This window comes from Dyadobacter chenwenxiniae, assembly GCF_022869785.1.
Lineage (GTDB): Bacteria > Bacteroidota > Bacteroidia > Cytophagales > Spirosomataceae > Dyadobacter > Dyadobacter chenwenxiniae.
The window spans coordinates 3,210,157-3,224,345 of sequence record NZ_CP094997.1; the positions used below are offsets into that span (position 1 = coordinate 3,210,157).

Annotated in this window: 12 protein-coding genes; 8 read left to right on the plus strand and 4 right to left on the minus strand. The window is 46.4% G+C overall.

Features of this window, described 5'->3' with window-relative positions; genetic code table 11:
• Positions 1–20 precede the first annotated feature (20 nt).
• From MUK70_RS13715 to iolE, 4 genes are all read left to right on the plus strand, one after another.
• On the plus strand, positions 21–1,634 hold the full coding sequence (locus MUK70_RS13715) for a sodium/sugar symporter (RefSeq protein ID WP_234652961.1): 1,614 nt from the start codon (positions 21–23) through the stop codon (positions 1,632–1,634).
• Between the two features lie 147 nt (positions 1,635–1,781).
• Positions 1,782–2,732, plus strand: coding sequence for a class II fructose-bisphosphate aldolase (locus MUK70_RS13720; protein ID WP_234652963.1), 951 nt, complete (start codon positions 1,782–1,784; stop codon positions 2,730–2,732).
• A 25-nt stretch (positions 2,733–2,757) separates the two neighbouring features.
• On the plus strand, positions 2,758–4,623 hold the full coding sequence (gene iolD / locus MUK70_RS13725) for a 3D-(3,5/4)-trihydroxycyclohexane-1,2-dione acylhydrolase (decyclizing) (RefSeq protein ID WP_234652965.1): 1,866 nt from the start codon (positions 2,758–2,760) through the stop codon (positions 4,621–4,623).
• Between the two features lie 3 nt (positions 4,624–4,626).
• Complete coding sequence (gene iolE / locus MUK70_RS13730) at positions 4,627–5,529, plus strand: myo-inosose-2 dehydratase (RefSeq protein WP_234652967.1); 903 nt, start codon at positions 4,627–4,629, stop codon at positions 5,527–5,529.
• 135 nt (positions 5,530–5,664) lie between these two features.
• Here iolE and MUK70_RS13735 read toward each other — a convergent pair whose 3' ends face one another.
• A complete protein-coding gene (locus MUK70_RS13735; protein WP_234652969.1) occupies positions 5,665–5,904 on the minus strand; it encodes a DUF433 domain-containing protein in 240 nt (79 codons plus the stop codon).
• A 174-nt stretch (positions 5,905–6,078) separates the two neighbouring features.
• Between MUK70_RS13735 and MUK70_RS13740 the strand changes: the two genes are divergently transcribed.
• Positions 6,079–7,533, plus strand: a complete 1,455-nt coding sequence (locus tag MUK70_RS13740) for a S41 family peptidase (protein ID WP_234652971.1) — start codon at positions 6,079–6,081, stop codon at positions 7,531–7,533.
• Positions 7,534–7,683: 150 nt separating this feature from the next.
• Positions 7,684–9,675, plus strand: coding sequence for a T9SS type B sorting domain-containing protein (locus MUK70_RS13745; protein ID WP_234652973.1), 1,992 nt, complete (start codon positions 7,684–7,686; stop codon positions 9,673–9,675).
• Positions 9,676–9,870: 195 nt separating this feature from the next.
• Here the strand turns inward: MUK70_RS13745 and MUK70_RS13750 are convergent, their stop codons facing one another.
• On the minus strand, positions 9,871–10,854 hold the full coding sequence (locus MUK70_RS13750) for an acyl-ACP desaturase (RefSeq protein WP_234608233.1): 984 nt from the start codon (positions 10,852–10,854) through the stop codon (positions 9,871–9,873).
• A gap of 142 nt (positions 10,855–10,996) precedes the next feature.
• Here MUK70_RS13750 and MUK70_RS13755 point away from each other — a divergent pair, with 142 nt between their 5' ends.
• Positions 10,997–11,734: a lysophospholipid acyltransferase family protein gene (locus tag MUK70_RS13755; protein WP_234652975.1), complete on the plus strand. Its 738-nt coding sequence runs from the start codon at positions 10,997–10,999 to the stop codon at positions 11,732–11,734.
• Between the two features lie 130 nt (positions 11,735–11,864).
• Positions 11,865–12,275, plus strand: a complete 411-nt coding sequence (locus MUK70_RS13760; RefSeq protein ID WP_234608231.1) for a hypothetical protein — start codon at positions 11,865–11,867, stop codon at positions 12,273–12,275.
• A gap of 67 nt (positions 12,276–12,342) precedes the next feature.
• Here the strand turns inward: MUK70_RS13760 and MUK70_RS13765 are convergent, their stop codons facing one another.
• Together MUK70_RS13765 and MUK70_RS13770 are read right to left on the minus strand one after the other, a co-directional pair.
• Positions 12,343–12,798 (minus strand): GNAT family N-acetyltransferase, encoded by a 456-nt coding sequence (locus MUK70_RS13765; RefSeq protein ID WP_234652977.1) that lies wholly within the window; start codon positions 12,796–12,798, stop codon positions 12,343–12,345.
• A gap of 6 nt (positions 12,799–12,804) precedes the next feature.
• Entirely contained in the window at positions 12,805–14,163 is a 1,359-nt protein-coding gene (locus tag MUK70_RS13770) for an acyl-CoA dehydrogenase family protein (RefSeq protein ID WP_234652980.1), read from the minus strand.
• Positions 14,164–14,189: the final 26 nt, after the last annotated feature.

Here is a 14,189-nt window from a genome sequence, read left to right on the forward strand (position 1 = left end):
TTACCTAACCCTTTACCCGAATGTCCAATACCGGTTTGCAATCGCTGGATTATGTTGTTTTCTTTATTTATTTGATAGGCGTATCTGCTTATGGTTATTGGATTTACAAGAAGAAGAGTTCGAAGGAAGTCAGCTCGACGGATTACTTCTTAGCAGAAGGATCATTGACATTCTGGGCCATTGGCGCGTCCATTATTGCTTCCAACATTTCGGCTGAGCACTTTATAGGCATGTCAGGTTCCGGTTTTGCGATTGGTTTGGCGATTTCTTCCTATGAATGGATGGCGGCGGCTTCGCTAATTGTGGTTGCACTTTTTATCCTGCCGGTTTATCTCAAAAACAAAATTTACACAATGCCGCAGTTTCTGCGGGAACGGTATAATCCTACGGTGGCAACGATCATGGCCGTTTTCTGGCTGCTGCTCTATGTTTTCGTCAACCTTACTTCCATCCTTTATCTCGGCGCGCTTGCATTGGAAGTAACTGCTGGTCTGGACTTTACATGGGGAATTATAGGTTTGGGCATTTTTGCTGTCGTGATTACGATTGGTGGCATGAAAGTGATCGGTTATACGGACGTTGTGCAGGTTATTGTGCTGGTTTTGGGCGGGTTAGCGACAACTTATCTGGCTTTGGATCTGGTTTCAACACATTTCAACCGGCCAGGCATTTTTAATGCATTGAGTTTGCTGAAAGAACAGGCAGACTCACATTTCCATATGATTTTACCCAAAGAAAACCCTTTTTACAAAGATCTGCCGGGACTTTCCGTGATTATTGGTGCCATGTGGATCAACAACCTGGCTTATTTTGGTTGCAATCAGTACATTATCCAAAGAAGTTTGGGGGCGGATTTAAAAACGGCCAGGAAGGGGATTCTCTTCGCTGCTGTGCTGAAATTGCTTATTCCAATCATTGTCGTTATTCCGGGAATTGCCGCTTATGTTTTATACCAAAATGGCATGTTTCAAAAGGAAATGCTGGATGGTGTGGGCGCTGTAAAACCAGATCATGCGTATCCTGTTTTGCTTAATTTACTCCCCGGCGGATTAAAGGGAATGGCCTTTGCAGCATTAACAGCGGCGATTGTGGCTTCCCTCGCCGGAAAGGCAAACAGCATTTCGACGATTTTCACGCTGGATATTTACAAACAATACATTAACCCGAATGCTAGCGAAAAGCAATTGGTGCGGATGGGCCGCTACACGATTTATTTCGCTATGGCGATCGGCGTCATCATCGCGCCGCAGCTTCGTGCGCTCGACCAGGCTTACCAGTTCATTCAGGAATACAGCAGCTTTATCACGCCGGGCGTTTTCGCGATTTTTATCTTGGGAATGTTCTGGAAAAGAACCACTTCCGCGGCAGCGCTTACGGCTGCATTGCTAACGATTCCGCTTTCGACCGCAGGCAAATTTCTGGCTCCTGAAATCCCGTTCCTGGATCGGATGGGCATCATCTTCCTGATCCTTTGCGCCGTAATCGTCATCATGACATTGGCTGATCCGAAAAGCAAGCACAATCCGAAAGGCCTGGAAATTGACCGGACGATGTTCGAGCCAGGCAGAAGCTTTGTGGTAGGCTCTATTGTGATCTGTGGCGTTATTGCGGCATTGTATACGGTGTTTTGGTAGAGCTTTCGGCGGTCAGCTTTCGGCTTTCGGTAATCGATGGTCAATGGGTTTAAGATTAAAGAATTTTATACATAGTAATTAATTGCTGACGGCTGACGGCTGACGGCTGACTGCCGAAAGCCGATAGCCAATATCTGATAGCCAAAAATGCTCCTTACCACCAAACAACTTTTCGAAAAATGCTATGGTCGCTATGCGATCCCTGCGGTGAATGTGTTTTTTATGGAAGAAATACATGGCCTGTTTGCGGCGGCACAGGAAGCAAATGCGCCCTTTATTGTACAGACAACACCTTTTGCGAGAGATTATGCGCATCCGGAAATGCTGCTGTCCATGATTAATGCTGCGGCAAAAATTTATCCTAATGTGACTTTCGCCATTCACATGGATCACGGTTTTGAAGAGCACATTTTTGCAGCAATCGAAAAAGGCGGTTATACATCCGTAATGATCGATGCATCGCATGACGATTTTGACGAAAATGTGGCCAGGACCAAAGAAGTCGTTCGCCGTGCCCACGCAGAAAACATCAGCGTGGAAGCTGAATTGGGCGTTTTGGCTGGTGTTGAAGACGATCTGACTGTGGATGCAGCGCATTCATTTTATACCAATCCGCAGCAGGTCGAGGATTTTGTAAAAGCGACGGATTGCGACAGTCTGGCCATTGCGGTCGGGACGAGCCATGGGGCTTATAAGTTTTCGGGTGGGCAGGGTTTGCAGTTTCATATTTTGAAAGAAATTCAGGAACTGCTTCCGGGCTTTCCATTGGTGCTGCACGGCGGTTCTAATGTGATTCCCGAAGTTGTAGAGAGGATCAATGCGGCTGGTGGTAACCTGAAAACGGATGCCAAAGGCGTTCAGGAAGAGGAAATAAGGAAAGCGATTCCGTTGGGTGTTTGCAAGATCAACATTGCGACCGATACGCGGCTGCTCTGGACGATGGTAAACCGCGAATTTTTCCGTGACCGGCCTGATGAATTTGCACCGACCACGCCTGGTAAAATCTTTATGGAAGAGTATAAAAAATTTATGCTGAAAAAATTCGACTTGTTCGGTTGCACGAATAAAGCGGGCGATTTCGGCTTGGTTAACGCCTGATATTTCAAGCAAAATCATTAACAACATGACCAGAAGACTCACCGTAGCGCAAGCTACGATTACATTTTTAAAGAACCAGTTCATCGAACGCGACGGCATTGAGCAGCCTTATTTCGGCGGCTGTTTCGGCATTTTCGGGCATGGTAATGTGGCCGGATTGGGCCAGGCTTTGCAGGAAAACCCTGATTTCCGCTATTATCAATGTCGCAATGAGCAATCAATGGTGCATACGGCTGTGGCTTATGCGAAAGTCAAAAACCGTCTTGGCGCATTCGTTTGCACGACTTCCATAGGCCCCGGCGCGACGAATATGATCACAGGCGCGGCTTTGGCGACCATTAATAGGCTGCCTGTTTTGCTTTTGCCCGGGGATATTTTCTCCACCCGCGAGCCAAACCCGGTTTTGCAGCAATTGGAAAGTGCTTCTACGCAGGATATTTCGGTTAATGATTGTTTCAAACCCGTTTCAAAATACTGGGACCGCATTAACCGCCCCGAACAACTCATTTACTCACTCCCCGAAGTAATGCGCGTGCTGACTTCCCAAGCGGAAATGGGCGCAGTAACATTGTCGATGCCGCAGGATGTGCAAACGCATGCTTACGATTTCCCGGAAGAACTTTTCCAGAAAAAAGTCTGGCACGTAGGCAGGCCCCGCCCCGATTTAACAACATTACAAAAGGCTGCCGAATGGATAAAAAATTCTAAAAATCCGGTGATTGTTGCGGGTGGCGGAGCCATTTATAGCGATGCAAGCGGCGTTTTGGACAGCTTTGCGACCAAAACAGGCATTCCAGTTGGTGAGACATTTGCAGGAAAAGGCGCTGTTCGTTATGACGCGCCTTACAGCATCGGCGGCCTGGGTGCAACGGGGACGAAGTATGCCATTGAAATTGCCAACGAAGCAGACATTGTGATCGGCATAGGAACGCGATACAGCGATTTCACTACGGCTTCCAAGTCTATTTTCAAGAACCCAGATGTCAAGTTTATCAACATTAACATCAGTGAATTCGATGCTTTCAAACACGCTGCATTACCGGTTATAGGGGATGCCAAGGCGGTTTTGGAAGAGTTGGGAGCGCTTTTGGGTGATTTTGAGGTGGATCAACATTATCGTCAGCGGATTGCTGAAATGAACAAAGCCTGGGATGATGAAGTGACGCAGATTTATGCAGAAGGAAACAGCACCGTTTCGCCTATCGATCAGGCTGTTGTGATCGGCACATTGAACAGCTTCATGGACGACAGGGATGTGATGATCAATGCATCGGGCAGTGCACCGGGTGATTTGCACAAATTATGGCGCGCGACCGATCCGAAAAACTTCCATCTGGAATACGGTTTCTCCTGCATGGGCTACGAAATCGCGGCGGGAATGGGCGCAAAAATGGCGGATCCGACGCGGGAAATTTACGTGATTTGCGGAGACGGCGGTTATCTGATGAACAATCACGAAATCGTGACATCCATCCAGGAAGGCGTTAAATTCACGATTTTGCTTTTGAATAATAATGGTTATGCCAGCATAGGCGGACTTTCGGAAAGCATAGGAAGCGAGCGATTTGGGACTATGTATAAATACCGGGATGAAAATTCGGGGCAGTTGTCAGGAGAATTCCTGCCAGTGGATTTGGCCAAAAATGCAGAAAGCCTTGGAGCGAATGTCATCCGTGCCACAGATCGTGAATCTTTGGAAAATGCTCTGGCTCAGTCCAAAACAGCGAATAGGACAACAGTGATTTACATTGAAACCAGTCTTTACCGCACCGTGAAGGGTTATAATGCATGGTGGGAAGTGCCTATCGCGGAAGTTTCGACTTCGCCGGGCGTTCAAAAGGCTTTTGAAAACTATAAAACAAACAAAAAAGAACAGCGCATTTTCCTGTAAGTCATGAACTTCGAGAACATTAAATTAGGCGTTGCGCCCATCAACTGGACCAACGACGATATGCCCGAACTGGGCGGTGAGAATACATTTGAGCAATGCATCAGCGAAATGGCGCTGGCCGGATTCACAGGCTGCGAGGTTGGCAACAAGTTTCCACGCGATACGAATGTTTTAAAAAAAGCATTGGAATTGAGGGGGTTGCAGATTTGCAACCAATGGAACAGTTACGAGCTTACGACCAAGACATTTGCTGAAAACCGGAAAAACTTCACAACATTGCTTGACTTCCTGGACACCATGGGCGCGAAAGTAATCGGCGGCGGTGAGACTGGAAACAGTTGCCAGGGTCAAATGAATGTGCCTGTTTTTGAAGGAAAAGGCATGTTGAAGACCAAGGATGAATGGAACAGCTTCACTTTTGGCCTGAATGAGCTAGGCAAAATCGCCCGAGACCGTGGCATAAAGCTGGCTTTTCACCACCATATGGGAACTTGCATTCAAACCGTTGAAGAAACGGATCGCCTGCTCAATGAAACCGATCCCGAAAATGTGTTCCTGAACTATGATTGCGGACATTTCTACTTCGCAGGCGAAGATCCGGCGGCTGCGCTGCAAAAATACATTGGCCGCACAGCGCATATTCACTTGAAAGACGTTCGCCCAAACATTTTGCAACGTGTTCACGACGAAAAGCTTAGCTTCCTGACAGCCGTAAAAAGCGGCGTTTTCACGGTTCCCGGCGATTCCGAAGGCTCCATCGATTTTCCTGCGCTTTTCGCTATCATTAAAGAAAGTGATTATAACGGCTGGATTGTTCTCGAAGCAGAACAAGACCCCGCCAAAGCCAACCCACTAGAATACGCCATCATCGCCCGGAAGTTCTTTAAAAACTTGACTGGAATTTAATACAAGCTACATTTCACTTATCGCCACGGGTCCGAAAGGAATTCTTGCTTTTTTGAGATAACTCCTGACCTGTGGCGATAGCTTTGTAAGCTCAGTATAGGAAAATCTTCTTTTAGTCTTTTGGGTAAATTTTCGTCAAGCAGCAGCTTCATACAGCTCGGCTATGTTCTTTGACGACGTTATCTTGCTGGCAACTTCCAGTAATGCGATCGCCTGCTCTTTACTCACAGTTGGAAAATCATCCAAAAACTCATCCAAGGAAACGCCCGCTTCCAAATGATCGAATAGCGATTCAATAGGCACGCGGGTTCCGCTGAAAACGGGCTGACCGCCTAGAATGTCACTGTCGATTGTCACTATTTGCTTGATGTCCATAAATTCTTCACTTTACACTTGCTGTAAAGTGAATCAATATTCACACTTATTAAATCTCTATTAAATTTACCCTTAAACCCTGCATTTAAACGCTCACCCGCGCCACAAAGCTTATATGACATACGTAATAGCAGTATAGTTCGTTAAACAACTTAATTCAACAAACCTGCTAATATGTTAAATTATAAAAAGTTAAACCTTCTTTTTGCATTTGCTTTTGCTGTGTTGGTGGCGGGCTGCAAGGATAAAGATGTCCAGCCTGACGTTTTAACCGCAGCCGATTCGACTTCTGTTACAGATTATAGAGCAGTTAATGCGTGGCTTTATGAGGTGATGGACGATGCTTATTTCTGGTATAAAAATCTCCCTGCCGAATCAAGTCTGGATGCTTCGCAAACCCCTTATGATTACTTTGAAAAGCTTGTTTACGAGCGCCAGACAGTCGACCGTTTTTCAGCCGTGACGGATGACATTGACGCACTTCAAAATGAATTCAATGGCGTGAGCAGAATTTTCGGGATCAGTTATTCGCTTTCGTACATTGATGATGGTAACTCGAATATTGCTGCATTTTTGAATTATGTTGTAAAAGGAAGCCCGGCCGCCGCTGCGGGTCTGAAAAGAGGTGATATCATCCTAAAAGTCAATGGAACTCAGCTTACGCAAGCCAATTATGTGTCGTTGTTAAGCAGCAATGAGACTGTTAATGTGACATTAGGCGCATTGCAAGACAGTAAAATTGTGGCAACAAATACGACTTATTCGATCACAAAAGCGGAAGTTACGGAAGATCCGGTTGCATTCTCAACAGTCATTTCAAAACCGGCTTTGGGCAAGACGGTTGGTTACCTCGTTTATACGCAATTTGTGCCCGGCAATGCGGCGGATGCAAGTCAATATGACAATGAACTCCGTCAGATCTTTGCAGATTTCAAAGCAAAAGGTGTAAACGAACTGGTGCTCGATTTGCGCCTGAATTCCGGTGGATACATAAGTTCTGCAAATACTTTGGCTTCGCTGATCGGCAAAAACATTACGGCTTCCAAAATATTTTATAAGGAGCAATGGAATGATAAATACATTGCATATTGGCAAAAAGCAAATGGTGCCAATGCGCTGAATTACAATTTCCAGGCTGAAACCAACAACATTGGCAGCAATCTCAATCGCGTTTTTGTGTTGACGTCAAACGGAACAGCATCTGCAAGCGAGTTGGTTATCAACGGGTTGAAACCATATATGAATGTTGTGACGATCGGCGAGAACACTGCGGGTAAAAACTTGTTCGGTTCATTGATCAGCGACGACAAGGAACGGTGGAAATGGGGTGCTTACGTCATGCTCGGTCAGACAGCCAACGCCAACAATGAATCCGATTACGGAACGGTTGACGGAATGACCCCTGACTATGTTGTGGAAGATTCGAAAGTCCCGTACAGCGCCTTTGGTGATGAAAACGAGACACTTTTACGCAAAGCGCTGGAAGTGATGGGCGTTCCTGTTGTTGCAGCAGGAAGAGTTGCGACTGCTAAGACAGTGGAGCCGTTCCGAAAACTGCTTCGTGATGATCTTCAACCAAGGAAAAATCTGATGATTAAGGATGGCATTCTCAAAACCACTAACCAGTAAATCCGCCCCATAACAGTGCATTCAGAGAGGTTCCCGTATGGGAACCTCTTTTTTTTACACGTTTCCCCGCATTAAATAAGCTGGACAAAACAGTTAATCTGACGGATTTCGCGTAATTTTATTCTAATTTACTCACGGCCTCGGCTGAATATGAAAATACGATTACTGTTCCTTTTTCTTTGCGCACTATCCTATCTGCCGAGCGCTTTCGGCCAGACCGTTAAGCATACTTACCGATTTTACGAAACTCTTGAGGTGGCTGCTCCCGAGTGCGGGCCTGCGCTAGCGCCTGCAAAAGCATTGGGTACATGCCCTGCTCCTGCATCGGGCGGTGATTTTATCAGTGATGTGCTCCCCTGCGGCGTTCAAAGAACCGTTTATCAGAACAACCTGAACTGGGGTCTGATGTATCCGAATACAGAAGGGGCAATCACCAATAATTATACAATCCAAATGTATATTAAACCGACGAACTGGGGTACAACCTGGGCGCGGATCATTGATTTTTCAAATGGAGGTTCGGATCAGGGTATTTATTTTAAGGATAAGAACGGGTCAACGGATCGCTGCATTGACTTTTACCCTTACGGAATTGCAGGAGCCTGCCCTTTTTTTAATACAAACACTTACTATCTTCTGACTTTCACACGGAATGGCCAAACCGGCATTATGGACGTTTATGTTGATAACACCCTGTTTGCGTCATACAATGATGAAGATGGAAGATATGTAGGAAAAGCAGGAACGCCAATCTACATTTTCAGGGACGACCAGTCGGTCTCATGCGAATCCGGTCAGGCTCATTTTGGATATTTATCATTTACGGATCAGTATTATTCCAAAACCGATGTTGACAAAGCATTCAACGAGATTTGTTTTACAGCCAATATCAATCCAAACGCAGACTTTTCCATCGCGCCGCTGGCCATTTGCAAATCCGATCAAAACGTTGCAATAGCTTATACGGGCACAATTCCAGTGCCTGGCGAGGGTTATACTTTCGAGTGGGATTTTGATGGCGCACAGATTATTTCGGGAACGGGAATGGGTCCTTATGTGGTGAAATGGAACAGCACGGGAGAGAAAGACGTAGGCCTGACCATTACCAACATTAAATGTGGAAATAAGATCGTCAATATCAAACAAGCAACTGTCAGCGACCTCAGTCTGACCACCACACTGGAACCGGGAACATGCGACAAAACGAGCGAAGGAACGCTTACTGTTACCGGAAAAGGCGGCACGATGCCATATCAATTTTCAATCGATTCCATTAATTATCAGGCTGATGCATCATTCAAGCTTTTTCCTGCCGATTATAAAGTTTTTATGAAGGATAGCGATGGTTGCGTGGTGAATGAGGCAGTGAAAGTTGAGTTTGCGAGCAACATTAATGTGCAGACCATTGGCGACACGACAGTTTGTGCAGGTGAGTCTGTCCAGCTTTTTACAACGAGTAATGCGCAGAACTTCGCTTGGGAAGCGCAGCCCAGCCTGGATAACCCCAATGTTAAGGACCCGACTGCAAGACCCTCTGTTACAACACAATATGTGGTTAATGCATCGCTTGGAGTTTGCAATTTAAGGGATACGGTCACGATCCAGGTTGCTCCGGCGATTGAGGTCAGGGCTACCCGGGATGCAATTATTGATATAAACGTCCCTTTCCAGCTCGTCGCGTCGTCCCCTCAGGTCACTAACCTGAGCGATGCCACTTTCACCTGGTCACCGCCCAACGGACTTGACAATCCCGCGAGCCCCAGCCCTGTCGCCACATTGCAGACCGACCAAAGTTACACCGTTGCCATCACCTCCGGAATGGGTTGCACGGGCACAGCGACTGTAAATCTCCGGGTTAGGCAGCGCGAAAATCTTACAGTCCCGACAGCCTTTACACCAGATGGCGATGGAAAAAATGAAGTGCTGAATCCTATTTTGAACGGGGTAACGAGCCTGACCTATTTCAAAATCTATAACCGCTGGGGACAGCTGATGTTCTATACGAAAGAATTGAATAAAGGCTGGGACGGCACTTATGACGGCAAACCAGCCGTTTCAGGTACTTATGTATGGATGATCGAAGGGATCTCCAACGAAGGAAAAGTGATGAAGAAGAATGGAGCAGTAATGTTGATTAAATAAAACCAACTGCCGCGAGCCCAGTCACTAACTGCCACGCTGAGCATACGCTAAACTATCACACTGAGCCCCGACTCTAAACTGTCACGCTGAGCCCGACTCTCAAATGTCACGCTGAGCGCACTCTAAACTGTCACGCTGAGCGCACTCTAAACTGTCACGCTGAGCGGAGCCGAAGCGCCGCTCAACGTAAACAAGTTACTTAATCCAGCTAAACTCATACTGCAATTCCGGGATCCTTGTCCGGTCGGCGATCCTTTTTAATCTGTCCGGAAGCGCCATCAAGTAATCTCTGGCTTTCTCCGCTTTTTCGTTGATGTTCCTAACCGCCCCGATCTCCCATTCAATCAGGAGACTATCCAGGATTTCGATGTAATCATTTGTTGTGTAAACGCCTAGTCTTTGTGCTGCGTCCGAGAAATGGGAAAAAGTGTCACCCATTTTCACACCCGATTCTCTCAGGAAATGCGCGGGCATCACAATTTTCTTCCGCATCATATCTTCTAATGCAAGCAGCAGTTCAGAAGGGTCAACTTCCAGGATCCGTCTCACAAAGTCCTTATAAGCCTTTGCATGGCGCATTTCATCGGATGCAATTACCCCGCAAATTTTAGATAAATGCGGATTTCCGAATTTCTTGGCCAATGTTGCAGTTCTTCTGTGCGAAACATTAGTGGCCAACTCCTGGAATGATGTGTAAATAAAGTTGCGGTAAGGATCACGGTCAGTTCCGATATCAAAACCATCGGCAATCAAAAACTGCGTTGAAACCTCCATAGCACGCATATTCACGCGGCCAGACAAGTAAAGATATTTATTCAAAAGGTCACCGTGGCGGTTTTCCTCCGCCGTCCAGCTGCGCACCCACGACGCCCAGCCCGAAGGCTGATCCACCTGATCCACCCCGATCACGTCCATAAGCCAGGATTCATAAGTAGGCAATGCTTCCTCAGTAATGGTGTCGCCGATCAGCACGGCTATATAATCGTAAGGCAATTCGCGGCAACTTTCCTGCAACAATTTCACCTCGCTGAAAAAATTTTCATCACTGGAATCCGGCAAAAAATCCGAGGGTTGCCAATTCTCTTCAATCGGCTTTAAATATTCGGCCATTAGCACATCCAGGTCCTTTCCTACGTGTTGCATGACTTCAAGCCTTTCTGCTGAAAGTGCGGTATCCATTATATTTTCTATTTTTAGCTCTGTTTGTTAATTTACAAATTACGTGAATTAAATGTAAGTATCGAATGACTTTTATCATTTCACGGGCCACAAATTATGACAATCAACGCAGTTTTAAACTATTTTTGCAGAAAAAAACTGAATGAAAAAAATCGTTGACTACGTCCTGAGTGCTATTTACCTGATTCATTTTGGCTTAACCCTGCTCCTATTCCACGTTTTTCAGGTTATTGCTTTTAATGTTTTTGGTAAAAAAGTACACAAAGCTGTTGTCGACTATCTGAACTTCTTTCTCACTTACGGATTGTATCTCACCGGCGCCCGCATTACACTCGAAAACCGTACCAAGCTACCCGATAACCGCCCCATAATTTTTGTGGCCAATCATCAAAGCACATTCGACATTCCGGCCGTCATCTGGTTTCTCAGAAAATATCACCCGCGATTCGTTTCCAAAATAGAACTCTCAAAAGGCGTTCCAAGCATTTCTTACAACCTGCGTAAAAGCGGCGCAGCCTTAATTAACAGAAAAGATGGCAAACAGGCCGTTACTGAAATTGCGAGACTTGGGAAATTAATCCATGAAGAAAGGACGTCTGCGATCATTTTCCCCGAAGGCACGCGCACAGCGAGCGGCGTGATGAAACCATTCGTTCCGGGTGGCGTAGCAACCTTGCTGAAACGCGCGCCGGACGCGCTGATCGTCCCGGTTGCGATCAATGGCACAGGTAAATTTAACCCCAAAGGAATTTTCCCGCTCAGATCATTTTCTCATCTTTCCTGGACCGTACTTGCGGGCATCGAACCAGCCGGAAGAAAGGCCGAAGAAATTCTTGCCGAAGCGCAGGAAGCCATACAAAATTCCATATCCGGCAGATAAGCGCCTCAAAATCAAATCATCCTGTGAAGCGTTTAAATGGCTGTTTTTGGCTTAACAATCATTAACAAGCGCATTTTAAACCTATGTCTCCGGCGGCCCTCTAACCCATGAACTTTAAAATTTATTGGTTATGAAAAAGATATTTTTTGCCGCAATGCTCGCACTAGGGTTCACAAGCGCATTCGCACAATACGGCGCTACGCCACACTCAGAACGCGGTGACCGTCGCCACGATGATTACCGCCATAACGAATATCGTGAAAGAGGCGGATCGGAAATCAATTACTTACAGCGCGAAGCCCGCCAGCAGATTGCCACTGGAATCAATCGGGGAACGCTTTCTCGCCGTGAGGCCAATGCTTTGATGGATAGATATGAGCGCATCGAAGCCCGAGAAAGAGATTACAGCCATCGCGGAAGGTTGTCACCGCGGGAAACCCGGATCCTACGGGAAGACCTGCGAAGATTAATGGCGGACACACGCAGAATGAGTGATCGCAGAGGCGATGGCTGGGCCCGCGATAACAGAGGCAGATATTAAGTTTTAAATGGCAGTTGAAGGTTTAGGGTAATTTGGAAACCATCCGGTCGCTTGACCGGATGGTTTTTTATTGGTCATTTTTAAAATAACGGACGAGCTTAACGTGCGATTTCTCAAACCCTTCGCGCTGATAAAAGCGGTGCGCCTGCTCCCGGACATTGCGCGAAGTAACTTCCATTTGAATAGACCCTTTTGATTTTGCAAAGTCGGTTACGTGCTGCATCAGTGCTTTCCCAACCTGCTGAGAACGATATTCCGGCTCGACATACATTTCCTGGATTTCTGAAACCAATGCCGCGTGGTGTAAAAGCGGCTGAATGTGGCAGCTCACCATCCCCACCGGCTTACCGTTCAGTTCTGCAATGAAGTAACCTATATTAGGATTTTTTATATTTATATCAAAAGCGAAATCAAAACCCGCGACATCCATGACCATGTTTTCCAGACGGCATATCATGTCATAAACGATAGTTTTGTCGGATTCGCCAGCTTGCCTGATCGTTATTCTTTGGGTTTCCATCATATTTACTTAAACAAAAGCACTTTCACCTGTAATGGCCCGTCCCACGATCAGTGAATTAATTTCTTTGGTCCCTTCATAAGAGTAAATAGCCTCCGCGTCCGCGACAAATCGGGCAATATCGTATTCCAACAAAATTCCATTTCCTCCAAATAGCTCACGGGCGTGATCTACGATCGAGCGCATTCGTAATGTGCTGAACACTTTTGCGAGTGACGCGTGTTCGTCGGTGAGCACGCCGCCGTCCTGTAATTGGGAAAGCCGGTAAACCAATGTTTGCATAGCCGTAAGGTCGCCCAGCATGGTTACCAAAAGATCCTGAACAAGCTGAAATCCGGCAATCGGACGTCCGAACTGCTTTCTTTCCAAAGTGTATTTCAAAGCAAGCTCATAGGCACCCCGACCACAACCGACAGCCTGCCACGCAACTCCTGCCCGCGTCATACGCAATACATTGGCCGTATCTTTAAAAGAATTTGCATTTTGAAGCCTGTCTGTTTCCGGCACCCGACAATCTGTCAATGTAATCAGTGCATTTTGAACGGTCCGCAGCGCCATTTTATCCTGCATTTTTTCAGCCACAAAACCAGGGTTCTCTTTCCGCACAATGAATCCTTTAACCTGATTGTCAGCTAAATCCCTCGCCCAAATTATCGTAATATCAGAAAACGTAGCATTACCAATCCACTTTTTCTGACCATTGATAACCCATTCATCCCCTTTGCGTTCGCAAGTGGTTGTAAGCCCGCCAGCTACGCCGGAACCCACCTCCGGTTCTGTTAACCCGAAAGCGCCAATGAGCTCCATCCTTTGCATAACAGGCAGCCAATGCCGCTTTTGTTCCTCAGAACCGCACAAATAAATCGATCCCATGGCCAGCCCGCTATGCACGCCGAAAAAGGTCGAAATGGAGGAATCCACCCGTGCCATTTCCATGGCTACAAAGCCTTCCAGCAATGCAGACTTCCCTCCACAGCCGTAACCTTTGTATGTAAGTCCGCATATGTTCAGCTTGGCCATCAAAGGAATGATATGCATGGGAAATTGTGCTTTATTCCAATACTCATTGGCGATTGGTCGGATTTCAGTTTCCATGAAATCGCGTACTTTCAGCTGAATTTCGCGGTCTTCCCCGGTTAATGTTGCACTGAGTTCATAAAAATCGCCATTCACAACCGGGGGCGCCTTCTTTTTCCCCGATCCCGCTTCCATGAATTTCAGCATTTTCCCCAGATCTTCTTCACTCATTTTTGAAACCACACCCATCATTCTATTGAGGTCAACCTTTTTAGAAAGTTTGCCCAACGCATCGAGATCAATGTTTTTGAGTAATGTTCGTATTTCTGAAAATGATTCGAGAAAACCCATAATGGTGATTTTTGGTTGATTGCAGT